This window comes from uncultured Imperialibacter sp., from assembly GCF_963974565.1.
In the GTDB taxonomy this organism is placed as follows: Bacteria; Bacteroidota; Bacteroidia; order Cytophagales; family Cyclobacteriaceae; genus Imperialibacter; species Imperialibacter roseus.
This window is the reverse complement of record NZ_CAXBCJ010000014.1, coordinates 144,109-168,239: the sequence shown is the minus strand read 5'-3', so window position 1 is coordinate 168,239 and position 24,131 is coordinate 144,109. Positions and strand designations below refer to the sequence as shown.

General features: G+C 46.7%; 23 protein-coding genes. 13 read left to right on the top strand and 10 right to left on the bottom strand.

Translation table 11 applies throughout. From position 1 onward, the window contains the following. Positions 1–300: 300 nt before the first annotated feature. Positions 301–1,236 (top strand): NAD-dependent epimerase/dehydratase family protein, encoded by a 936-nt coding sequence (locus tag AAC052_RS19130; RefSeq protein WP_339815063.1) that lies wholly within the window; start codon positions 301–303, stop codon positions 1,234–1,236. 5 nt (positions 1,237–1,241) lie between these two features. Here the strand turns inward: AAC052_RS19130 and AAC052_RS19125 are convergent, their stop codons facing one another. The 3 genes from AAC052_RS19125 to AAC052_RS19115 all read right to left on the bottom strand — a co-directional run bounded on the left by AAC052_RS19125 (position 1,242) and on the right by AAC052_RS19115 (position 5,942). Then, positions 1,242–3,164: an AAA domain-containing protein gene (locus tag AAC052_RS19125; RefSeq protein WP_339815062.1), complete on the bottom strand. Its 1,923-nt coding sequence runs from the start codon at positions 3,162–3,164 to the stop codon at positions 1,242–1,244. A gap of 136 nt (positions 3,165–3,300) precedes the next feature. Next, positions 3,301–5,469 carry a molybdopterin cofactor-binding domain-containing protein gene (locus AAC052_RS19120; RefSeq protein ID WP_339815060.1) on the bottom strand — a complete coding sequence of 723 codons (2,169 nt, stop codon included), beginning with the start codon at positions 5,467–5,469 and terminating at the stop codon, positions 3,301–3,303. A gap of 5 nt (positions 5,470–5,474) precedes the next feature. Beyond that, the gene (locus AAC052_RS19115; RefSeq protein ID WP_317489793.1) at positions 5,475–5,942 is read right to left on the bottom strand and encodes a 2Fe-2S iron-sulfur cluster-binding protein; all 468 of its coding nucleotides are present in this window, start codon (positions 5,940–5,942) and stop codon (positions 5,475–5,477) included. A 186-nt stretch (positions 5,943–6,128) separates the two neighbouring features. Here AAC052_RS19115 and AAC052_RS19110 point away from each other — a divergent pair, with 186 nt between their 5' ends. Then, a complete protein-coding gene (locus AAC052_RS19110) occupies positions 6,129–6,530 on the top strand; it encodes a hypothetical protein (RefSeq protein WP_339815058.1) in 402 nt (133 codons plus the stop codon). Positions 6,531–6,534: 4 nt separating this feature from the next. Next, positions 6,535–6,744, top strand: a complete 210-nt coding sequence (locus AAC052_RS19105; protein WP_151997250.1) for a helix-turn-helix transcriptional regulator — start codon at positions 6,535–6,537, stop codon at positions 6,742–6,744. Positions 6,745–6,792: 48 nt separating this feature from the next. Here the strand turns inward: AAC052_RS19105 and AAC052_RS19100 are convergent, their stop codons facing one another. Then, positions 6,793–7,191, bottom strand: coding sequence for a TerB family tellurite resistance protein (locus AAC052_RS19100; RefSeq protein ID WP_317489790.1), 399 nt, complete (start codon positions 7,189–7,191; stop codon positions 6,793–6,795). 211 nt (positions 7,192–7,402) lie between these two features. Here AAC052_RS19100 and AAC052_RS19095 point away from each other — a divergent pair, with 211 nt between their 5' ends. The 6 genes from AAC052_RS19095 to AAC052_RS19070 all read left to right on the top strand — a co-directional run bounded on the left by AAC052_RS19095 (position 7,403) and on the right by AAC052_RS19070 (position 11,956). After that, the gene (locus AAC052_RS19095) at positions 7,403–8,005 is read left to right on the top strand and encodes an ACP phosphodiesterase (RefSeq protein WP_339815057.1); all 603 of its coding nucleotides are present in this window, start codon (positions 7,403–7,405) and stop codon (positions 8,003–8,005) included. A gap of 9 nt (positions 8,006–8,014) precedes the next feature. Beyond that, positions 8,015–8,455, top strand: a complete 441-nt coding sequence (locus tag AAC052_RS19090) for a hypothetical protein (protein WP_317489788.1) — start codon at positions 8,015–8,017, stop codon at positions 8,453–8,455. Continuing rightward, positions 8,452–8,820 (top strand): fluoride efflux transporter CrcB, encoded by a 369-nt coding sequence (crcB, locus tag AAC052_RS19085; protein WP_317489787.1) that lies wholly within the window; start codon positions 8,452–8,454, stop codon positions 8,818–8,820. The genes AAC052_RS19090 and crcB overlap by 4 nt, the downstream gene beginning before the upstream one ends. Positions 8,821–8,927: 107 nt before the next feature. Continuing rightward, entirely contained in the window at positions 8,928–9,974 is a 1,047-nt protein-coding gene (locus AAC052_RS19080; RefSeq protein ID WP_339815056.1) for a hypothetical protein, read from the top strand. A gap of 3 nt (positions 9,975–9,977) precedes the next feature. Next, on the top strand, positions 9,978–10,838 hold the full coding sequence (locus AAC052_RS19075; RefSeq protein WP_317489785.1) for an HAD-IIA family hydrolase: 861 nt from the start codon (positions 9,978–9,980) through the stop codon (positions 10,836–10,838). A 71-nt stretch (positions 10,839–10,909) separates the two neighbouring features. Then, positions 10,910–11,956, top strand: coding sequence for an MBL fold metallo-hydrolase (locus AAC052_RS19070; RefSeq protein WP_339815054.1), 1,047 nt, complete (start codon positions 10,910–10,912; stop codon positions 11,954–11,956). 67 nt (positions 11,957–12,023) lie between these two features. Here AAC052_RS19070 and AAC052_RS19065 read toward each other — a convergent pair whose 3' ends face one another. From AAC052_RS19065 to AAC052_RS19055, 3 genes are all read right to left on the bottom strand, one after another. Then, on the bottom strand, positions 12,024–15,119 hold the full coding sequence (locus tag AAC052_RS19065; RefSeq protein WP_339815053.1) for a hypothetical protein: 3,096 nt from the start codon (positions 15,117–15,119) through the stop codon (positions 12,024–12,026). Between the two features lie 62 nt (positions 15,120–15,181). Next, positions 15,182–15,907 (bottom strand): hypothetical protein, encoded by a 726-nt coding sequence (locus AAC052_RS19060; protein ID WP_317489782.1) that lies wholly within the window; start codon positions 15,905–15,907, stop codon positions 15,182–15,184. A 153-nt stretch (positions 15,908–16,060) separates the two neighbouring features. Further along, positions 16,061–18,475, bottom strand: coding sequence for a TonB-dependent receptor (locus AAC052_RS19055; protein WP_339815052.1), 2,415 nt, complete (start codon positions 18,473–18,475; stop codon positions 16,061–16,063). Between the two features lie 548 nt (positions 18,476–19,023). On the opposite strand from AAC052_RS19055, the gene AAC052_RS19050 reads away from it, so the two are divergent. Then, entirely contained in the window at positions 19,024–20,019 is a 996-nt protein-coding gene (locus tag AAC052_RS19050) for a helix-turn-helix transcriptional regulator (RefSeq protein ID WP_339815051.1), read from the top strand. Positions 20,020–20,070: 51 nt separating this feature from the next. Here the strand turns inward: AAC052_RS19050 and AAC052_RS19045 are convergent, their stop codons facing one another. Next, a complete protein-coding gene (locus AAC052_RS19045) occupies positions 20,071–20,400 on the bottom strand; it encodes an iron-sulfur cluster assembly accessory protein (RefSeq protein ID WP_151997262.1) in 330 nt (109 codons plus the stop codon). Between the two features lie 4 nt (positions 20,401–20,404). Then, a complete protein-coding gene (locus tag AAC052_RS19040; RefSeq protein WP_151997263.1) occupies positions 20,405–20,815 on the bottom strand; it encodes a hypothetical protein in 411 nt (136 codons plus the stop codon). A 155-nt stretch (positions 20,816–20,970) separates the two neighbouring features. Here AAC052_RS19040 and mce point away from each other — a divergent pair, with 155 nt between their 5' ends. The 3 genes from mce to AAC052_RS19025 are packed head-to-tail and all read left to right on the top strand — an operon-like array spanning position 20,971 to position 22,998. Then, on the top strand, positions 20,971–21,372 hold the full coding sequence (gene mce, locus AAC052_RS19035) for a methylmalonyl-CoA epimerase (protein ID WP_317489779.1): 402 nt from the start codon (positions 20,971–20,973) through the stop codon (positions 21,370–21,372). 2 nt (positions 21,373–21,374) lie between these two features. After that, entirely contained in the window at positions 21,375–22,409 is a 1,035-nt protein-coding gene (gene thiL / locus AAC052_RS19030; RefSeq protein WP_339815050.1) for a thiamine-phosphate kinase, read from the top strand. A gap of 37 nt (positions 22,410–22,446) precedes the next feature. Then, positions 22,447–22,998: a Uma2 family endonuclease gene (locus AAC052_RS19025; protein WP_339815049.1), complete on the top strand. Its 552-nt coding sequence runs from the start codon at positions 22,447–22,449 to the stop codon at positions 22,996–22,998. A 70-nt stretch (positions 22,999–23,068) separates the two neighbouring features. Here AAC052_RS19025 and AAC052_RS19020 read toward each other — a convergent pair whose 3' ends face one another. After that, complete coding sequence (locus tag AAC052_RS19020; protein ID WP_339815048.1) at positions 23,069–24,025, bottom strand: DUF1080 domain-containing protein; 957 nt, start codon at positions 24,023–24,025, stop codon at positions 23,069–23,071. Positions 24,026–24,131: the final 106 nt, after the last annotated feature.

Here is a 24,131-nt window from a genome sequence, read left to right as displayed (position 1 = left end):
TCATGGAGATTTCATCTGTATAAAATTTACTTTTTAGCGGCCAGATGGAATAGCCTGTACCATTAAGGAATAGATCTTAGTCTGTTGACAGATTATTCATTCCGATGGGTAGGGTATTCCTTATGGCTATTTCATGTCAAATGATGTTACGTTCTCAAAGCTACAAAGTGGGCGGTCAATGAATAACATCATTTGACCATTTAGCACTAATCAAGTTTCAGCGGCATAACGACTGTTAACAAAACGATCACTTGGTTTATAAAAAGCGAAGAATTAGCTTTTGACATAAATCAAATTTCCATGCAAACCATACTCGGAGCCAACGGGGCCATAGGCACAGAGCTCGCCAAAAACCTGACTTCATACACCAAAGACATCAGGCTTGTTAGCCGTAACCCAAAGAGGGTCAACGAAAAAGATGTCCTTCATCCGGCAGACCTGACAAGGAGAGACGATGTTTTTGAAGCAGTGAAAGGCAGCGAGGTGGTGTACCTCACCGTGGGCTTCAACTACGACATTAAAGTGTGGAAAGCAGTTTGGCCGCCGCTGATGAAGAATGTGTTGGATGCCTGCGAAGAGTATGGCAGCAAGCTGGTTTTCTTCGATAATATTTACGCCATCGGGAAAGAGCATATTCACCACATCACGGAAGACTGCCCGATAAGCCCATGTAGCAAAAAAGGAGAAGTAAGGGCCGAGGTTGACAGGCTGGTGCTCGCTGCCATGGACAAAGGAAAAGTGCCCTCTATCATTGCCCGCAGCGGCGATTTCTTCAGCACCATGCGAGGCACCAGCATGCTGATGATCATGGTGTATGACAACCTCATCAGGGGAAAGAAAGCCCAGTGGTTTTGCAATGCTAAGGCCAAGCATTCGATGACGTATTGTCCTGATGCAGCCAAAGGCACTGCAATGCTGGGTAATACGCCAACAGCGTTTAATCAAATATGGAACCTTCCCACAGACAAAAATGCGTTGACGGGCGAGGAGTGGGTAAAGCTATTTGCGACCATCATGGGCACTTCCGACAAGTGCCAGGTGCTTCCCGGTTGGGGAATAAAAGCCCTGGGTATTTTCATGCCTATCATGAAAGAGCTTCATGAAATGAGCTATCAGTTTGCATCGGACTACTTCTTCGACAGCGCCAAGTTTGAAAAGTTCTTTAACTATACGCCCACCAGCAATGAAGATGCGGTGAGAGAGACGGTGGCAGCGCTGAAAAATATCAAGGGATAGGTTGCCTAAGAGTAAATCAACTCAAAAGCGCTCTGGTACGCATCGGTGGCCGTACAATGCTCCACCAACTGGTTGTAGAAATTGTTAGAGCCGAGGGTGGCAGAGTCTCCGATCATGATAAGCTGTCGTCGTGCCCTGGTCATGGCTACGTTGGTCCGGCGAATGTCTTTCAGAAAGCCTATTTCACCATCTTCATTGGAACGGGTGAAGCCAATAAAAATACTGTCTCTTTCCTGCCCCTGAAAGGAGTCGACGGTGTTCACGTCAATCAAGTCCATCAGTTCCTTACTTAGCCCCTTCTGCAGCAAAACCTCTTTTAGTAATTCAATCTGGGCCTTATACGGCGCAATCACACCAAATGTAATTTGGTTCGAAAGCACATACTCTTCGCCCATGGTTTCAATATTGGCAAGCAACTGATCGATCAGCAACCGGCCTTCCTCCTCGTTATAGGTACTTCTCGATTCGGGATTTACCTTCTCCTGATAGCCGCAACCAGCTGTATCGATGAACTTCATAATGGCCACATTGGGCAGGGCCTCTCTCTCAATGGCAGAAGGAGCAGCTTGCAACTTATCGTTGTAGAAGAATTTACTGGGAAAAGCCATGATCTCTGGCTTCATCCGATACTGTTCTTCCAGCATCACATCAGTCGAATGATAACCAACGTTCTTTTGAAAAAGGGTGTTCTCCAGCCCTTCCTTGGCCGCCTCAAACGACTTTACCGTAGGTGGCAGCTGCTGGTGATCGCCAGTCATAATCACCCTGTTCGCTTTCAGAATAGGAATCCAGCAAGCGGGTTCCAGCGCCTGTCCGGCCTCATCAATGAAAACAGTTTTAAACACCCGATCCTTCAGGAGATAATGATTGCTACCTACCAGCGTGCAGGCGATTACCTGAGCATTGTCGAGCAGCGAACTGGTGATGTAGTTCTCCAGCATGTCGGCCTCGTCCCTAAAGCGGCCAGCCTCCTGCAGCAACAGCTTTCTCTGCTGGCGCTCCGCATGGCCAAAGTTTCGTTTGTATTTAAAAGCCACATTTCGGTACTCCTCGTACTTCTTGCGAACAGTCCGCAATTCCTTGAAGCTATCGTGCGCCGCTATGCGGGCATCAAGGCTATTTTCTATTACTCTGTTGGTTACCCTGGCCGGGTGGCCAAGTCGAAGTACATTGATGCCTTCCTCCGCCAGCTTTTCTACCATCACGTCGACTGCAGCATTGCTCGGCGCTGTCACCAGCACCTGCTTCTCCAGCTTCACAACTTCTTTAACTGATTGAATGAGCGTGGTGGTTTTGCCTGTTCCCGGAGGGCCGTGGACGATGGCCAAATCCCTGGCCTCTATGATCACTTCAAGGGCTTTATTCTGAATGGCGTTTAACGAGGGTAGCACTGGCGCAAAGGCTGGCTCCCGCTGTGGCGACTTTTTGCCCAGCAGTATTTCACATAGATCAAACAGTCTGCCTGCCTCCTGCTTACCCAGCACTTTAAGTGTTCGCTCCATCTCCCTGTAGGAGGCTTCATCGAACATCAGGTCAATGCCCAGCTTGCCATCATTGATCCAATCAGGCAGGTCATCGTCGTTCAGCACGATACCCATCTTACTTTTGCGCACATATTTAATCACACCCGTGATGGCACTACTGCCCTTGTCCTTTTCACCGGTGTTTGCATAAAAACTGACCGTGCCACCACCCTGGAACATATGGGCTTGCTCAAGGTCGGTCGTTTTTTCCAGCTCCAGTACAAGCTTCTCCCCTGTACCAATGTGGTGAGAGTTCACCACCACAGGATACCAGCAAACCCCTGACTTCTTTTTCTCAGGAATAGCGGTATAAAGAATTTTGTCTTTGTACTGCTGCAGGTCTTCCTGCCATTCTTTTCTAAGGAGAGAGGTGAGGTTGGTGAAGTAAGATTTGGTATCGGTCATTGAAAGCGGATTGACGGGGCAAAAGTAGTGAAATGTTTCCCCCGCCAGGCTTTTTCAACCATTTTTGTCAGGCAATTGCCCCACACCTCACAGAATAGATGGCCCCCAAATCAATTTAACTATCCAGGAATTAGTTTTACCCAATCGCCCCCAAATCCAGCGGCAACTTCCTCACCCTCACCCCTGTCAGATCAAAAATAGCATTGCACAGCGAAGGTGCCACATTGGCCAGGCCGGACTCACCGGCGCCTTCGGGCTTTTCCTCATTTTGAAGGATGTAGGTTTCGCAAGGTGGGCATTCTTCGAAAACAAGCATGTTGTAGTCGTGGAAATTGGATTGCGCTACTGCGCCGTTCTCCAGCCTAATACCGCTTTTGAAGGTAGCCGTTAACCCCATCACTATGGAGCCCTCGGTTTGGGCCCGTACCGTGTCCGGATTGACGCAGATGCCAACATCCACCACGGTGGTGATTTTCACCGGCTTCACTTTTCCATTTTCCTTTTTCGCCTCAATGACCATCCCGGTAAATGCGCCTGACCGCTCAAGAATAGACACTCCACGTCCGACTCCTTCTTCCTTTGGCGCATACCAGTTAGTTTTTTCTGCCAGAGTTTGTAGCACCTTCGTGTATCGGGGGTGGCTTTTAAGCATATCAAGTCTGAAATCCAGCGGATCCTTTCCTGCGGCTATGGCCAACTCGTCGATAAACGACTCGTGAGCAAAACAGTTGGTGGTGTGATACACGGCCCGCCAATAGGTAATCGGCACATAGTGTTTCTGCAGCACACCACTTATCCGGAAATTGGGAATCTCGTACTCTGTATTGATGCCCCCCATGAGCTGCCGACCAGCTTCCATTTTGTCGCCAGTCTGGTTTTGGATTTCCTGAGCCACCACTTTATGCTCCAGCGTCACAACTTTTCCGCCTGCCACTTTTCCCCGGCAAACATTCAAAGACGCTGCCCGGAAAGGCCCCTGCGTGAGGTCGTCCTCTCTGGTCCACACCACTTTAACCGGCGCTCCTACCTGCAACGAAATATCAGCGGCTTCTTCGGCGACGTCCGTCATCGACCGACGACCAAAGCCGCCGCCCATAAAGGTGTAGTTAATGGCTACATTTTCAGGGTCGATGTTGAGCTGACGTGCCAGTTGTGAGCGTATGCCGTTTGGGTTTTGCGTTGAGCCCCAGAACTCTGCTTTGCCATCCTTTACGATCACTGTAGCATTCATTGGTTCCATGCAAACATGGCTCTGATAGGGCGTTTCATAGGCCGCTTCCACCACTTTTCCTTCACCACCAACGCTGCTCACATTTCCAGCTTCCGCCAATGAAACTCCCTCGTTAGCGGCATCGGCTTTATACTTCTTGAGGATAGTAGCTGACGAGTTGTTCTCAAGACCGCCGGTGTCCCATTTGACTTCGAGGGCTTTCCTTCCCTGGTTCGCCGCCCAATAGTTGTCGGCCACCACGGCCACACCCTCTCTGGTATGCCCCCATACATTCCTTTGCGTTTTCACCACCGCCTTTACACCCGGCACCGCTTTAGCCTTTTCGTCATTGAAGCTGATTACCTTTCCCAAAAACACTGGTGACCTTTCCACGGAGGCGTAAAGCATTCCTGGCACCTGAATATCAAGTCCGTAAACAGCAGATCCATTTGTCTTTACCGGAATGTCTCTTCGGGCTGTAGACTGCCCGATCACCTTGAAGTCAGCAGATGCTTTCAACGGAGGGCTTTCCGGCGGCGTCTGTTTTGAAGCCTCCTCCACCAGCTCTCCGTAGGTGAGCTTTTTGCCAGAGTTATGGATGATCTCACCCAGACTGGCTTTGCATTCGCTCACCTCCACCTGCCACCTGTTAGCTGCCGCCTGTTTCAGCATTTCACGGGCGGCAGCTCCCATGTTTCGGAGGTTGGCATATTCTGTCTGAATACTCCTGCTTCCCACGACCATTTGGCTACCATATCTTTTCTCATCAGCGGCCGAGGGCAATATTTCAATTTGCTCCACATCCACTTCCAGCTCCTCAGCCAGTATCATAGGAATAGCCTGAAACGTACCCTGCCCCATCTCTGGCCGATGGTTGTAAAGCAGCACCCGCCCGTTTGTGTTGATAACAACAAACTGATTGAGGGATATGTCGGAGCCCCCGGCAGGGTCAATTGTTGTAATTTTGGAATCGCCACCTACCCCAGGCGAGCAGCCTACTGCCAAAAAAGCTCCTGAAACGGCAGTTAGCCTTAGAAACTCTCGTCTGGGAAGCTTTCCTGACCTTTCTTGTGTGTTAGTTGGTATCGTTTTCATATGGGCTAGGCTTTCTGGTTGATTTCAATGGCCTTGCTAACGGCCTTTTTTATGCGAACGTAAGTGCCGCAGCGACAAATGATGGGCGACATATAAGCACTGACCTGCTCCTCACTGGGCTGCGGATGCTTTCTCAGCAAGGCCGCAGCTGTCATAATTTGGCCCGACTGACAATACCCGCACTGCGGCACCTGCTCTTCCTGCCACGCTTGCTGAACAGGATGGTCGTTATCAGCCGACAAACCTTCGATAGTCGTTATTGATTTCCCCGTGGCGCCCGAGACTGGCGTAACACATGAACGAACCGGCTCGCCATCGATATGGACGGTGCAAGCGCCGCATTGCGAAATGCCGCAGCCAAATTTGGTTCCTGTCAACTGAGCGAAGTCACGAATGGCCCAGAGGAGAGGCATTTGCGGATCGACCTCCATAGGGTAGTCTTTGTTGTTGATGCGAAGGGTGAGAGATGCCATGATCAGACTTTTAGTATGCTTTAAGTTAGCCATTTAACCGGAGAAGTTAAAAACCGTAACCACCCAGTCGCTATCCCTCTCTTTCAGTGTTCACATGTGCTTATCATAATAAAAATCAAATTTATTTGTCTTTATGTAAAGTTAACTTTACTTTTAGTCTTCTTTTAACGACTAAATATGTGAATCATGCAAAAATCGATTGTTCCAAGCTTTCTATATCCGTATTGGACAAAAGCCCTCGGTGGGGTCACCATCCTTTTTGGACTCATCGTCTTTTTTCACAGACTGGCAGAGTATCAAATAATGGACTTTGCAGGACTCAGCTTTCCTCTTGCTATGGGCCTCGTCATGATTTTTTTCTCACGGGAGAAGGTATATGATGAAAGAATTGCTTATCTCAAATTCAGGTCATTAGCAGCAGCTGTTCCTTTAGGCGCTACAGCGACAATGTTGATTAATTATATTCAAAACTACGAGGGCTATTCCATTGAAACAGATAGCTGGTATTCCATTTCGGCATTTGAATATCTTTCAATCACGCTCATAATTGCTATTGGGTGGTTTCAATATTTAAGGGTAAAGGAATAGCTACATGACAAACTCAATAAAAGTAGAGCGAGCCAGGAACAATTTCACCCAGGCTGATCTGGCTGACAAGGTGGGAGTTTCACGGCAAACTATTAACTCTATTGAGACCGGGAAATTTATCCCCTCCACACTCTTATCGCTCAAGATTGCCCACGTGTTCAATGAGAAAGTTGACAATATATTCTCCCTGGAGGACGACGACTGGGAAGAATAGTGCCTTGCAGCTATTTTATGAGTATCGCCAGAGAGACGAAACGGAGTACTAGTCTTTGATGAGGTATTTCTGCACTTTTTTCTTCAATGCATCTTTGTCGGCCGATACGTGGGGGTCGGAATAGATTTTGGTGATGAGATGGTACAGCACATCTTCGTTGTAGCCCATTTTGGAGGCCATCTTGGCGCAATAGGTGATCTCCTCCTTGTATAGTCGACCGTCAATCTTCATGAGTTGCACTACACGGTACATGTACTCGTACTTCTCGTCGTCTGTAAGGTCAGCAAGGTTGCCTACTTCATGAGTCTCGTCGAAGGCAGTGGCAATATCTTCCTCAGTGAGCCCATTGGCTTTTCCTACCTGCCTAATCAGGTCAATTTCATCCTGCGACACGACCCCATCTATTTTGGCCAGCTGCACCAAAATCTGGAGCTGTGAACGGGACATATACTGACTTGTAACGGTGCCCATGGCGGATTGACTAGTACTGCTTAGGTCGAACTAACTCGCTTCCGAGTTGTGAACCAGTAAAAATAACAAATTATGTGAAATTAAAAGGATATCAGCGAACAGGAGCACGTAGTTGTTTTAAAAATGCTTTTCTTTATTCATTAAGTACAAAAACCTAACAGGGGAATGACTAAAATCTGTCAATGAAATGAATTTTTTGGCCCATATACATCTTTCCGGCCCCGAAAGGGACATTCAACTGGGCAACTTTATTGGTGACTTTGTGAAAGGTAACCAGCTCACAGAGTTTCCTACCCCCATCCAGACTGGCATCATGCTCCACCGGCACATCGACACCTATACAGATACCCACGAAGTGGTGAGAGAAAGTAAGTTAAAACTGCGGGAAGATTTTGGGCACTATGCCCCCGTTATTGTTGACGTTTTTTACGACCACTTTCTGGCAAGGGACTGGCAAAAGCATCACTCACAAGATTTGAAATCATTCACTGAAGATTTCTACAAGTTGGCCAAATCGAGAGAAGCTGACCTGCCACCAAGAGCCTCAAAAATGCTGAGTTACATGAGCGCCGATAATTGGCTGTACAACTACCAATTCATAGAAGGTATTAAATGGACCCTTACCGGCATGTCGAGGCGCACTTCATTCAACTCGCACATGGAGCTTGCCCACAAAGCACTTGAAGCGCACTACGACTCTTTCGAAAAAGAATTTAACATCTTTTTCCCTGAACTCATCCATTCATCTAATCAATTCCTTGATGAGCTCAAAAACAGGTTTTCCTTGTAACTTTGCGCCATGATTGTTTGCAAACCTAAAATTAATACTTACTTCAGTATTGCCGTTTTTGAAGTAGTGGCCGGCGGCCTCCTCGGGCTTATTTATTACCAACTGCCTAACATGGGTCAGTGGAAGTGGCTGGGTCGCTTGCTGCTTCCTATTCTTATAGGCATTATGCTGGCTATCCTTATCAAAGTGATTTGGTCGCTCAAAAACGTGAAAGTGGCCAAAGAACGTTTTGAAGTGTTTTTCCCCATTAGGCGAAAAAAATTGACCTACACAGGCAAGAATCTCCAAAAATGGAAGGAGGAGACAATCAAAACGGCAGGAGGGGTTTACAAGGAAGTAACGCTTATATTTGATGACGGCAGGAAAATAAGCGTGAGCCAGCAGGAGCACACCGACTACGCACAGCTGCTAAAATATATGCATCAAAAATTCAGCAGGGCAAAAACATGAAGGAGGTATTACTTGTGGGCGCAGGCGGCTTCGCCGGGAGCATAGGGCGCTACCTTTTGGCTCTTGCGGGCACCAAATGGCTTCCAATGGAGTTTCCTTTGGGCACTTTCACTGCCAACGTGTTGGGTTGCTTTATCATCGGCATACTCATTGGCGCCGGCGTGAAAACTGAATGGATGACCAGAGATATGTTTCTTCTCCTCGCTACGGGATTTTGTGGTGGATTCACCACCTTTTCAACCTTTTCCGCCGAAAATATCAACTTTATTACCACAGGCCATTACCTGATGGCGGCGTTTTATTTTCTTGGAAGTGTGATCATGGGCTTCCTGGCTGTGCTTTTTGGTATGTCGCTGATTAAATAAGTGGCACTGCAACTATCTGCGACAATTACGTTATTATAATACATATGGCTTTATAGGCTGATAAGATTAATCAAATACCATTGTAACAACACATAACCCTAATTCAATTGCAAAAACTTTTTGATTTTACAACGATTATAAGAGAGGCCTGGCACGAATACGATCCCAGCCAATGCATCAAGTCCATTGCGGACATAAGTGCAAAAGTCTCTACCAATTATGTATACCGAGTAAAGCTAGAAGATGACAGCCTGGTGATTGCCAAGCTTTCCTATTTTGGGCGTTACCAGCACTTTGTAGAGGATCATACCATCATCAACGCCCTGGCCAACAACCTGCCCGACCCTTTTGAAAACTTTGTCGCAAAGTCACTCACCAAGCACGGACAGCTATTTACCTACCGGTATCAAAACAGCCTTCTGGATGCATGGGTTGTGTTTTATAATCCCATAAAAATTGATCAAAAGCCTCCCAAAAGACTTAACGAGACTCAAATTGGCATTTTGGGTGAAGAGCTGGCCAAATTTCACAAGGCCTGTAAAAAAGTCAGAAATACGCTACCCCGCAACTTCAAGCAAGCCAAGGACGACCTTGATCAGCTGGTGGACATACTAGACACTGCCCCTGGCCGCTTTGAATACCGTGGTCAAAGAGACACCATTCTTCAGCAGTGCGAAATGCTTTATGAGAACAGCGATAAGCTGAAAGCTCAAAATTTTGATACGATTCCTGTTTTTATCGACTGGAACATCGGAAACTTCTCCGTCACCAAGGACTTTCGGTTTTATTCCCGCTGGGACTACGACTGGTTTAGGATGAGCAGCAGGGTCATGGACTTCTACTTTTTCAGCCGGGTAACGTCAGATATCGGAGATCGTACTATCTTTAGCTATCTGATTGATCCGTTGATGGAAGATCGTTTCTTGATTTTCCTTAAAGCCTATCATGCAGTTTACCCATTATCCAAAGATGAAGTTTTATTCATGAAGGAAGCCTACCGCTTTTTCATCCTCAACTATGTTGTAAAAGATGGTCGCTATTTCTTTCATGAGCTTTATTCCAGTCGCTTGCGACAGGAAGCCTTCGAAATTTATTTTCCCAGCCTGGACAAGACCTTTGATGCTGATAAGATCTGCCGGGCATTAAATCTGTAGTTGATGCGTATTAGAAGTTTTAAGTCAGTTGTTTCAAAATACAAAACGGTCTTTTTCGATGCATTTGGGGTGTTGAAAAACTATAAAGGACTCATCCCTGGTATAGAAAACACCTTCACCTACCTGGAAGAACAAGGCATCAATTATTTCATCCTCACCAACGATGCCTCCCGAAGCCCGCTGCAACTGGCCGAAAAGTACCAAAAGCTTGGTATACCCAATATTACAGAAGACAGGATAGTGTCGTCGGGTATGCTTGCCAAGGAGTACCTTACTCTGAAGGTGAAAAAAGGATCGGTTGCCTTTCTGGGCACGGAAGAGTCGGCTCACTATATCGAAACCAATGATTTGAAGACAGTTCCCATTTCCCAGCTGGATATTGACAACGCCGATGATATTAATGCGCTGGTGTTTCTCGACGACGAAGGATTTGATTGGAACCATGACATCAATAAAGTGGTGAATCTGCTGAGAATGAAGAATATTCCGGCTATTGTAGCTAATACGGACTATGCCTACCCCGTAGCAAAACACGAGGTGGCGATTGCAGTAGGAAGCCTGGCCGATATGGTGGAGACTATTGTGGGCAAACAATTTATAAGGTTTGGCAAGCCTGACGCACAAATGTTCAATTTTGCTTACGAGCATGCGATCAATAATGGTATGAAGGTTGGCAAAGATGAGATACTCATGGTAGGAGACACCCTGATCACAGACATTATTGGAGGTAACAAATTTGGTCTGGATACTGTGCTTGTGCTAACGGGGAATATCTTGCCTGAGCAAGCAGACTTGAGGATCAAAACTACGGGTATCATCCCCACCTACATTTGCGAGTCGGCCGTGATAGAAAAAGAAGAATAGCCGAACACTCTTTAGTGAAAAATAAAGTAAAACCGACCTTTGATCGTCTTCATAAGTAAAACATTGCTAGCATGATAAAAAGCTTCGGTAAAGCCCCCGAAAAAGAGGTCATCAATCGATCAGATCAATTCCAGAAAGGAAGGTTTCAAAACCCGGTAAGCACCACCGCAGCGTCTCTCAAAGACATGCCTCATGTAATGGGGCGGTACATGAGACGAAAAACAGAGAAAGCGCCAACCAGTGCTTACAAATTTGAAGAGGCCAATCGTGACATCATCAATGTGCTGGACAAGACCGGCATTTACCTCAACTGGCTTGGCCATGCAGCTGTGCTCATTCACGCCGGAGGTAAATACTTTCTGCTTGACCCTATGCTGGGAGAAAGGGCTTCACCCTTCCAATGGATGGGGCCGAAGCGCTATGCCCCGTCGCCCATCGACCCGGGAAAGTTACCAGCTATAGAGGCAGTAGTGCTGTCGCACGACCATTATGATCACCTCGACTACCCGACTATCCTGGCCTTGAAGGGTAAAGTGAAAAAGTTTATTGTCCCAGTTGGCGTGTCATCTCATCTGGAGCATTGGGGGGTGCCGAAAGAAAATATTATTGAAAAAGATTGGTGGGAAAGCTTCGAGGGCGACGGCTATACTTTCACAGCGGCGCCAGCCCGCCACTTCTCAGGCAGGCTGTTTACCCGAGACAATACCCTTTGGTGCTCATGGGTGTTGAAGTTCGGAGAAAGCAATATCTACTTTGCGGGAGACTCTGGATATTTTGATGGTTACTCTGAGATCGGGGAAAAATATGGTCCATTCGATATGTCGCTCATGCCGATTGGCGCCTACGACCCAGCCTGGCACGATATTCACCTTAACCCGGAAGAGGCGGTCGAAGCTTTTCTTCAGCTGCAGGGCGGGCAGTTCTACCCCACCCACTGGGGCACTTTTGACCTGGCCCTGCACAGTTGGTACGAGCCCATTAAATGGTTAAACGAATTGGCAGATACACACAAAATAAAAACCGTGACCCCGGCTCCTGGTGAATGGGTGCATTTATTCGACAACCCAACCGATAAGAACTGGTGGCGGAAATACTCCAGTGAGCTAAGTTTAAAGTGAGAAAAGAAGACTAGTGATAAATAACTGCCCTGCTTTCACTTTTGGAGCAAACAGGGCAGTTTTTCATTTATTCACTCGCTTTGAATGCCTCAAAACTCGGCACCTTCAGTGCCTCTGCTCCTGCTTTTTCAACAGCCGAATTTAATTTCTGCAGCTCTTCGCCAGTCAAGGCATCAAACTTCAGCTGTTCGACTTTAAAATCAGCTTCCAGCGTGGCTATTCTATCCAGGTGAGACTGTGAAGGACTGCCGGGATAGCGGGTGATTGTACCATAAATTTGACTTATCTTCTCACTGAGTCGTTCGTCCTCATTGACATAGAAATCCCCTCCGAGGAACACCAGATTGTCTTTAAATGCCTGAACCGACCTGGCGTAGGCTGTTGCCTTCTTTGCCAGCTTAGGCTGGCTCCTGGCCAAATCTTCAGCTTGCTGCTGCAACTTCGAAGACACATCGTATACCCAGGCCATCTGCTCTGTCATGTCATAAAGTTTCCGCACAGTTTGCTCCTGCAGCTTTCGGTCTTCGACAGAGTGCGGCGACTTGGGGTCGTAGCCAACAGTGTAAGTAGTCTCAAACGTTTCCTTGCCCTTCGTCACCACTGCCTTATAGGTGCCGCCAGGCAGGTCAGGGCCAAATACATTACCAATCAGCGACATCCGGTTGTTGGTCGGAGCTGCCTTTGGCTTATCCATTCTGGTGGGCATGTCCACAATATTGACACCGGCCGACTTGCCAGCCGGAAGTTCCTTGATCATATCACCCGCCTCATCAAACACCTGAATGAACATTTTGCCGAATACATGTCGCTTCTGCTGAAAGTAGATAATACGAGGAGCCTCATTAGGGTTCTGCCCCACGAATTCGCCTGCTCCACCAAACCAACCACCACCAAAATCAAAGCCTGAAGTATAGGCTTGAGGACTATCAAAAAAAGTAAAAGGTTTGTCCATGACCTCCGGAGTAAGTGCCCTCAGCGCTGGCAAATCATCGATGATGATAACACCCCGGCCATGGGTTGCTAAAACCAGGGCATTGTCCCTTGGGTGAATCACCATGTCTCTGACGCCAACTTTCGGCACGTTGTTGGAGAACCTACCCCAATTTGATCCGCCGTCCACTGAAATGTAGAGCCCGAATTCAGTGCCAAGAAATATGAGATTTTGATTCACTAAATCTTCCCGCACCGACAAGGCATAGCCAGAAATATCAGGTGTTGCAAGTGAAACCCATGTTTTACCAAGATCAGCACTCTTAAACAAGTAAGGTTGTATATCGCCCATCCGGTGGTGATCGAACGTGACATATATGGTGTTTTTATCGAAGTGACCAGGCTCCACGCTCGTACACCAGCTTTTAGCGGGCAATCCTGAGATGTTGGGAGAAACATTTGTCCATGTAGCTCCTCCATCGGTGGTTACCTGCAGGTTGCCATCATCAGTACCTACCCAAATCAGTTTTTCATCGAGCGGCGACTCGGCAATGGCAAAAATCGTTGTGTTGTTTTCAGCCGCTGAGTTGTCGGTCGAAAGGCCGCCAGATTGCTTTTGTTGTTGACGGGTTGGGTCGTTGGTGGTCAGGTCGGGAGAAAGTCGCTTCCATGATTCTCCCTTGTCTTCCGACATAAACAAGAACTGGCTACCAAAGTAAAGTCGTTTCGGGTTTGACGGGCTTTTGTGAATCGGCGCATTCCAATTGAAACGAAACTCCGCTTCGCCTACCCTTGGGTAAGGTTTGATATCTTTGCTGTCAGCAGAGAGTAGGTTCACCCGGCTTATCTCGCCGCCCTGAGCTTCGGCATACACTACATTTTTGTCTTCTGAATCGACATGGGCAGCAAAGCCATCGCCCCCCAGCACAAACTGCCAGTCTTTGCTGGCTATACCTCCCTGACTTTTGGATGGCCCCCTCCACGAGCCATTGTCCTGAAGCCCACCATAAATATTAAAAGGCTCCTCCATATCAACGCTCACATGGTAGTATTGTGCCAGCGGCAGGTTCATGAACATCGTGTATGTATTCCCATTGTCGAGCGTTCTGTAAAGCCCGCCATCAGTGCCTGCCAAATTGAATTTTGAATCGGTAGGATGAATCCACACAGCATGGATGTCGGAGTGCATGCCGCTGTCGATGATTTTAAAGGTAGCACCGCTGTCTTCCGACATGATCAATTGCAGCCCGCATTTATAAACAATTTTTTCGTTGGAAGGAGAAACCGTCAACCTGGCAAAGTAGAAAGGCCTCACTTTATTGTTAAAGTCGCCATTGACGAGGGTAAATGATTCACCGGCGTTATCAGACCGGTAGAGTCCCTTTTCCTCTTCCCTGTCCGCCTCCACTGATAAGTAGATAATATTGCGGTTAGACGGCGCAATTTCCACTGCCAGCCTGCCCAGTGTGCCTTTAGGCAGGCCCTGGGTTACTTTAGTCCAGGTCTTGCCGCCATCGGTAGTTTTATGTAATCCACTTCCCGGCCCTCCTGATCTAAACGAATACGGCGTACGGCGGAAGTCCCACATGGCTGCATACAGTGTATTTGGATCTTCCGGATCCATTGTGAGGTCAGCACAGCCAGTTTGAGGGTTGACATAAAGCATCTTTTGCCATGTTTCTCCACCATCGGTTGTTTTATAAACCCCACGCTCTTCGTGGTCATTCCAAAGATGGCCCAGCACGCCCACATACACGGTATTTGAATTGGTGGGGTCAACAATAATATCGCTGATCCTTTCGGAGTCTTTCAGCCCCATGTTTTTCCATGAAGAACCTCCGTCAGTGGTTTTGTAGATGCCATCGCCAACCGACACACTGTTTCTTACCCAGGTTTCGCCCGTTCCGACCCACGCAGTGTCGGGGTGGTTTTGATCAATGGTCACCTTGCCAATTGATTGGGTATGCTCGTCAAAAACCGGTGTAAACAAAGCCCCGGCACTCTGTGATTTCCATACACCCCCTCCGGCGGCTCCGACATAAATTACTTCGGGCTTGCTGTTGACCACGTCGATATCAGAAATTCTTCCGCTCATCAGCGCCGGGCCAATGTGGCGTGCCCTGATGTCTCCAAAAAGGTCACTCGTTTTTATAGAAGACTGGGCAAATAGAGAAAACGGAGATATGACAATGGCCGCCAGAACAGGCAACCACACAGATATAAGTTTTTTCATAGAAATGGGGTTAACTGAATGCAGGAAATACAGAGGCCCGCTGGAACGCAGGCCTCAGGATATTATTTAGGAAGTGCAAACACCGAGTCGTCCAATGTGGCATTCAGGTCGTAGCTGTCTACAACTATCTGCATCACAGTTTGACCTTGAAACTTAGTCGTCATCGAAAACGGAAGCATAAAATCACCAACAGCATCGTAGTCACTCATGAAAGTTTCCACTGGCTGACCTTCAGTAGGGCCTGATTTGGCAAAAGTTCTGACCATAATAGGCACGTTATTGTCTTTATCGAAAAAGTGATACTCAATATCCCCACTTTTCTTCGTGAGCTTCACTTTAAAGCAATCAGTTCCTTCAATGTTCTCCTCTCCGTCCAATGCTACAGCGTGTCCTTTGCTTTTGTAGTCAATAAACTCATCTTCCATCTGGTTGTCTTCCATTTCTTTCACCTCTTCGGCAGTAAGCACTTTGGGCTCAGTAATTTGGGCCAGTGGATTGATCATCCATCCTTCTTTTCCGTCGTAAGCCTGAATGATCTTCTTTCCCTGAATGTCGATATCCATTCTAAACTTGTTGGGGTACTTCTGCGACATAACAGCTGGGAATTCCAGGCCACCCTGCAGCATTTTACCGGTCATTTTCATGCTCTTCAGGTTTTTCCAGTTGCTAAGCCCACCCGTGATTTCGAAGTAGCTAGCCAGTATATCGTCAACATTCTGGGCCTGAGCGGTTGAAATTCCGGTGCAAGTGAGGGCCAAAATGATGACCAAATAAGATAAACGTTTCATAATTAGTTTGATTAATGGTTCAGTATATTGAATTAGTAGCCTTTAAATAAAGGATATTACAGCTCAAAAGCTATTTTTTCCGTTTATACCAACTCAACAATTTCTTACCAGCCTTAGACAAAACCCATCAGCCGCCGAGCACGGTCGCTTCGATTAAAGCGAAAAATCTACCCGATAGTAAAACAGCGGTAAAAACCCGAGTTGATATTCCCTGCGAATGGGGTCAGCAGAAGGGTCGGTTTGATCAGGTGCCCAGCTTAACTTCAGCACATTTTTGATGCCCAATATGTTGACAAGGTCCACTGCAATCTCGTGGCTTAGCTTTGGTCTGTTAATGCGGTAGTTGATGCGAATATCGGCTCGAAAATAAGGCGGAAATTGAAGTGAATTTCTTGTTTCGTCAACATAAATCACCTCTTTTTCTCTCTCCGAAGCTACAGGGTCTGCCGGACCATACCTTCTACCCCCAGCGGTGGTGATTTTGGTTCCCAGGCCAATCAAATTGTCTTTCATGATAGTCCATTCTTTTGTGAAAAGTGCGTTGACTGCATAATTCCCATTAAAGTCAGTGTCTCTCAGCACACCATCGCTGCCTTTGTATTTTGATTCAAACAGGGAAGTGGTGAGCAGGAAAAAATAACCACCCGTAAAAGCCCTGTCGAGTGTAAATTCTATGCCATAATTTCTACTCTTCCCTGTGTTTACCAGGGAGTCGGGGAAGAATCGGGAAAAGCCTGCCCCCGTGTTGACCAGAGAAAAAGAGGAGCTGTTTCTCTCAACAGGAATATTAAACAAGTACTGATAATACACTTCGGTTTTGAACCGGATATTGGCAGTAACCATCTTAGCATACGAAGCCACATAATGAATGCTCTTTGTAAAGTCCATCTCCCGATTGTAAAGACCTGAAGCCCCCGGCTTGGAATAAAAATAAAGGTAGGTTGGCTGTATTTGACTATGAAGCCCTACTCCTGCATTGAGGCTCTGACCTTTTCCCATTTGCCAGGCCACCCCTGCTCTTGGTTCTATGGGTGAAAAGCTTTTGCTGAGGCTAAAGTATTGGCTATGCAGCCCCGATACCAAGCTCAGTCTGTCGTTGAACTTGTGCTTCCACTGCACATAGGGCTGAAGAAGGACAGCCTGCTCCTGCGAGTTCCACCTTGTCGTAAACTCACTGAAGTCGACTCCACTATCCTGAAGCACTCTTGCGCTGTCAAGAAAGTTGAACCTGTACAGGTCGTTGTTGAAGCCGTAAACAAGAGAGTTTTTTGCGTTCAGCTTTTGATAAAAGGTGAGAATTGCTGAATATTTTGCCTGGTTGAACTGATAGCCAAGAATCTGAGGCAGGGAATCGACAGCATAAAATCCTTCGGCATCCACATGCCTGTAGATAAAATAGTGCTGGGCATCCTGACTACCAGCAGAGGCCGCCAGCGTTGCCTTCATTAAAGTGTTGCTGCTAAGTGGCTTTGTGTAGCTGAGTCCCGTTACGCCCATTTTGGTACTGAAATACTGATCCCGGTCGTTTTCACCATACAAGTTACGCTCCGGCTTTTTCTGCTCGCTGATCAGGATATCAATGTCGCTATCCCCACCAATGCCAAAAGCTGAGATGCTCCCACCGCCTTTCAGAGGAAAATTCAAACGAAAGGCCATGTCCTGGTATTTGGGGACTGCTGATGTGCCGATATCAATTCCCAAGCTACTGAACAGCGACAAGGTGGAATACCGGTAATTAAAAAGGTAAGAAGAGGTATGCTTCTTCGAAAGTGGTCCTTCCCCAAAAACCTCCGTACCCAAAAAGCCCAGCTGCCCGCTGAACTCGTGCCTTCGGTTGTTTCCATTTCTCATTCTCAGGTCAAAAACACCCGCAATGCTATTGCCATATTCGGCGGGAAAAGCCCCGGTATAGAAATCGGAGTTGGCCAGGATCTTATTGTTTATAATACTCACCGGCCCACCGGCTGTGCCCGGAATGGAAAAATGGTTGGGGTTCGGGATATTGATGCCCTCAAGTTGCCAGAGTACACCCTGTGGGGAATTGCCTCTGATAACGATATCATTCCGTGAGTCGTCGGCACCCTGAACGCCGGCAAAGTTGGACGCCATACGGGCCGGGTCGCCCCGGCTTCCAGCATATCGGTCGGTTTCTTCTACCGTAAAAGCCCTGACGCTGACAACTGCCATGTCGTTCATTGGCTCGTTGCTTGCCGATGCCTGAATGACAACTTCCTGCAGTGCTTCCACCGACTCCTCCATTTCAACAGCAAGTGAAAGCTCTTTACCGGAAGTAACCAGGATGTTGCTGAGTGATGTCTCTTTATAGCCGATAAACGAAAACCTGAAAGAACGCCTGCCAAGCGGCACATTTCTCAAAATAAACACCCCATTCAGATCCGTGACGGTGCCTACAGCTCCAAGCGTATCCGCCAGCAAAACATTGACACCAGGAAGTGGTAGTTTGGTTTCTTTCTCAATCACTGTCCCAGTTACAGTTTGTGTAATCTGCGCTTCAGCAAGCATCACACAAAAAAGCAAAGACAGGGCGCATAGCAATTTCTTTCCCATTCAGATGGCATTAAAATAACCCTTTTGCAATAATAAATGAATTTATGCGGATTAGAGCTTTGTCCTCCGGCCAATACTTGTTAGAAAAACAGCCTGTGAATTTTGAATAATCTGGATAGCTGGTTAAGAAAAAATCTCTGGGGAAAGTGAAATTTAACTACAAGCAACATAGCCATTGCAGCCAAAAAGTAAAAGATCGTCACTACCGAAATATCATAATTAGCTTCCATAATATTTTTGTTTAGTAGCCCGAAACAAAAGGTGCCGGCGGAATAGCTGATAACCTTAGATGGCGGTTTTAAAAAATAAGTGTGGGTTTAAAAAATAACCACTCCACCGGCTTCCTTTTTCGTTTGATGATATCAAAGTAAGGGAATAGCGAAATGAATGTCATCCGGTTGTGTGCTGACAGGAAAAGAATGATTTGCAAAAAATCCAACAGCAGGAGTCAGCAGGAGATAGGATTTGCATTTTTTGCAAATCCATGTCCAAATGGAGATATTAGAGGGTCGAAAACGACAATTTCAATACTTATCAGCCTTCAAACCTTGAGTGAAACACCCAACATACAAGCGTCGTTCCTTGGACAAATCCGACTGAAGCTCCCGGCCAATATCGCCTTTGCAGAAGAACTGGCCGATTTGTTAAATATCAGCAGAGACAGCGCTTACAGGAGAATTCGGGGAGAGACTCTCCTCAGCATTGAAGAAGTCACTCTGCTTTCCAATAAGTTTGGCATTTCGCTGGACGCCCTGCTGGCTCAGACGTCAGAAACTGTCATGTTCCACGTAAGGCAGGTATCCACCACGGGCTTTACTTTCGAAAAATACCTGGAAAGCATAAAAGGCAACCTGGAAACGATCAACAGTTTCCCTGATAAGGAGTTAGTGTATTGCGCCAAAGACATTCCCATCTTCTATTATTTCCCCTATCCTGAGCTGGCTGCATTTAAGATGTTTTTCTGGATGAAGACAGTGCTTCGCTACCCCGAGCTCGAAAACAAGAAGTTTTCTTCCTCCCATGTCTCGGGTGTGCTCAAGGGAATAGGTGATAAAATCTGGTCGCTTTACTCTAAGATACCCAGCACTGAAATATGGAGCGACGAAACGATCATTGTGGTGATCAAGCAGCTTCAGTTCTATCTTGAGTGCGGACTGTTCGAGGACAGCAAGTCTTACAAAGTCATTCTTGGCCAGCTCAATGATATGATAGGCAATATCAGGCATTTTGCGGAGGTAGGATCAAAATCGACTAAGCCTGGAGAACAGGGAGGGGCCTTCAGCCTCTATAAAAATGAAATTCTGATCGCCGACAATTCTATATTTTTCAAAATGAGCGACAAGCGGGTGGCATTCCTAACATACAACACTTTCAACATCCTTTCTACGTCCGACCCTTCTTTCTGCCGGTCTACTGAAGATCACCTGGCCAATTTGATCAATAAGTCTTCCCTGATCAGTAGCACTGCTGAGAAAGAGCGAAGTAAGTTTTTCAATAGAATGGAAAAAGAAATAAAGCTGGCAGAGGAGCACTTGGAGGAATAAAAAAAGCCGTCAATTAACGGCCTTATATTTTCACATTCCAGGCTCAAGGGGCTAAACAGCGAAACTCTCCCCACAACCACAGGTGCGGGTCGCATTGGGGTTCACAAAGTGGAATCCCTTGCCATTTAAACCGTCGCTGAAGTCAAGCGTGGTACCTATCAAATAAAGCAGGCTGCGCTTGTCGACAAGAATCTTAACTCCCTTGTCCTCGAAGATTTCATCAGTTGGTTTCAACTCTGAATCAAACTCCAGGTTGTACATCAAACCCGAGCAGCCGCCGCCCTGCACTGCCACACGGATGTTGTGGTCGTTAGTGTGTCCTTCCTTCTCACGGAATTCAACAATCTTATTTTTGGCTATGTCAGTGATACCTATGTTCATAATTTTAAGTCATTGGGTTCAAAACGCAACTGTAAACTGTCATTGTGTTCACATCTCGTCCGTAATACAATTTGTCGAGCGCATCATACATGTTTTTGGCCCGGAAGTAAGAAGTTTGAAGCTCACGCATTTCCTTGGAAACCCACTGAATGGTGTAGCTGTACTCCTTTTCACGATAGCTCTTGACATAGTCGAGCATTTTGATGAGAGCCTCTACTTTGTCAAGCCCAATCTCTGTGCGAAACAGAAACGACTGATTGTGTCGGGGGTTGACGGTAATAAGATCCAGTTTGGCCTTACCTCCCTCCAACGTAGTATACTCAAAAATCAACTCGCTGCTTTTGAGGCCAAGGTAGGTCTTTATTTCATTTTGTACCCTGGCAGCATCGGCATGCACATCGGTTCTTATTTCCATCCAAACATCAATGTTTGATACTAGCTCCTAACGCATTTTTATAGCAAGTGATCTATAAATCAGCATTACTAGAAACTTTTCCGTAAGAAGAAAAGTTTCTTCAACTTTGCAAAAGTAATCAATCGGCCATCGGTTTCAAACAACCCTCCACTTGAATGACCAACGTAGAACATATTGGAATTGCTGTAAAAAACCTCAGTGAGGGGAATGCTGTTTACGAAAAGCTTTTGGGTGTTGCTCCGTATAAGAGCGAAGAAGTGGCCTCCGAAGGTGTAATGACCTCGTTCTTCAAGGTAGGGAGCACCAAAATAGAACTGCTTGAAGGCACTAACGACCTGAGCCCCATTTCAAAGTTCATAGAAAAACGAGGAGAAGGTATTCACCATGTGGCTTTTGAAGTGAATGACATAAAAACCGAGATGGAGCGCCTTCGAAAAGAAGGATTTGTGCTATTGAATGAAGAACCAAAAAAAGGCGCTGACAACAAGTTGGTGTGCTTTGTACACCCAAAAGGAACAAACGGTGTGTTGGTGGAGCTTTGCCAGGAAATAAGATAATCATGAGTGAACAACCCAAAAGAACAGAACTAGCGGAGCTAGGCGAGTTTGGCCTTATCGACAGGATCAGCGATCGGTTCAAAAATAATAATGCATCAACCTTGAAGGGGATTGGCGACGATGCAGCTATCGTCAAAACGGGCGACAAAGTGATGCTTGTGTCTACTGACATGCTGATGGAAGGCATCCACTTTGACCTTTCTTACATGCCTTTGCAACACCTTGGCTACAAGGCAGTGGCGGTAAATGTGTCGGACATTGCGGCTATGAATGGTATTCCCACGCAGATCACAGTCAACATTGGGCTGAGCAACAGGTTTTCGCTTGAGGCCATCGATGCGCTTTATGAAGGCATCAGGATGGCATGTGAAAACTACAAAGTTGATTTGGTAGGCGGAGACACCACGTCATCAGCATCGGGACTGGTAATTTCTGTTACGGCTATTGGTGAAGCTGACCCGGAAAAGGTAAGCCTGAGAAGCGGCGCCAAAAAGGGTGACATAGTATGCACCACAGGCGACCTGGCGGGTGCTTATATTGGCCTGCAAGTGCTGGAGCGGGAGAAGCAGGTTTTCAAAGCCAATCCGGGTATGCAGCCTAACCTTGGTCCTTACGATTACATTGTCAAGCGGCAGCTTAAGCCGGAAGCACGCATGGACATTATCCATGAATTGAGGGAGCTGAACATCGTACCTACTTCAATGATCGACATTTCAGACGGGCTGGCGTCGGAGCTTTTTCACCTCTGCAAGCAATCGGGGCTGGGCGCAAAAATTTATGAGGACAAACTGCCTATCGACACGCTGACCTATAACACAGCCGTAGAATTCCAGCTTGACCCCATTACCTGCGCTCTGAATGGTGGAGAGGACTATGAGCTTTTGTTCACCATTGGTCAGGAGGATTTTGAAAAGCTGAAAAACCACATGGACATCCACTTTATTGGCTATATGACTGACGCCAAAGAGGGCAGGCATTTGATTACCAAAAACAGCAATGCGGTTGAGCTAAAAGCACAAGGCTGGAAACACTTTTAGATGTTTGCATCGTTTTGTATCTTAGTTGCTCTTGATTATGGAAACAGCAAAGATTGATAAAACGAAAGATTGGACTGTTGATGATTATCTCCTTTTAGGAGAGACAAATACTCCATGCCAATTAATCAATGGAGAACTGATCATGAGCCCATCACCTACCCCTTTACACCAAATCGTATTAAGCAACCTAAATGATGTTATTAAAGCTTGCAGCAAGAAGGTAGGTGGACTGGTTCTATTCTCTCCGCTCGATCTTTATATTGATAATAGAAATGTATTTCAACCTGATCTTATTTTTCTCTCAAAGAGCCAAAGTGCCTATGTAACAGAGCGGGGTATTGAAGGGCCACCTGAGCTTCTGGTCGAAGTAATATCACCCTCCAATAGCTATACGGACAGGTATGAAAAAAAGAACGCCTATCAAAAATTCGGTGTCTTAGAATACTGGATTCTAGATCCAGCCAACCAAACGTTGGAAATTTATTATTCTACAGACTGGGTAAAGCCCACGCTGTACCTGGCAGGCGAAGGCATAGTCACGTCATCCGTGCTCAAAGAGCTGAACTTTAACCTAAAGGATTTATTCTGAAGTAAGAAGAAAAAGCCGTTTCCCCGGTCTGAGAAACGGCTTTTTTATGGCCAGCGGAGCTTTAGTGACCTTACTCTGATTTTTTACCTTCCACCCTGGGAGTAATAATAATGTTTCTGAATTCAATAGCTCCATGATCTCCCTGAAACATTAGCGGTCCTGGTTCAGCCTCGTTGTTATCAAGAGCACCACCGGTCATGCCGGCAATGGCCTGGTCGCTGATAATTGTTTTGCCATTGAGCACTACTGTCACCCTCCTGCCTATTAACGTGATATCGTATGACTGCCAAGTACCGGCCTTTTTCGCCACCATTTGGTTAGGTGTAATCAGGCCGTAAATGCCGCCCAGCAACCCGCTGGATGGATCCATTCCATAGCTATCTACAATCTGTACTTCGTAGCGACCCCGGAGGTACACGCCACTGTTGCTTCCTTCCGGATAACGAAACTCGAGATGCAGTTTAAAATCGTTGAATTTTTGGTCAGACACCAGGTTGGCACCTGACTTTTCACTTGTCAGTACACCAGACACCACCTTCCACTGATTTTCGCCCATGGCATGCCATCCACTCAGGTCACGACCATTGAACAGGGTGATGGGCTCGCCCCATTCGGGGTTGTCTACATAAGCCAGCTTGGGAGCTCTTGTGCCTGTCCAATTATATTTCTTTCCGTCAGTATAGCGCATGGTACCTTTCAGTTGGCCACCCGCTAGCTGACCTTCAAAAGCCATGTCACCTTCGCCCGGCTCCCATTGCACAGGAATAGCAAAATTGAACTTCCCGTCTTTTGCCTTCACCTCAGCAATAGGCCGGGCACTACCAAAAGCATAGCAAAACCTGCCCACCAGCGTATGGCTACCTGAGTGCTCAATTTCCAGCCAGGAGCTGAGCTCTTCTCCATCCTTAGTAATCTTTAAGTTCCATCTTCCCTCAAGTGGATTGGCCTCCTGGGCGTGGGCAGTATCAATAGCTACGAGGAGCACAAGGCTCAATAGCGAAATAGTAAATTTGGATAGTTTATTCATGGTAAAGGATGTTTTAAAGTCTAATGGTACCGTTCTGTAAAAGTCGAAGTTATCGACGGAAGAGTAGAAATCAAACAAGAATGAGCTGGCAGTCACTTTCAGCCAA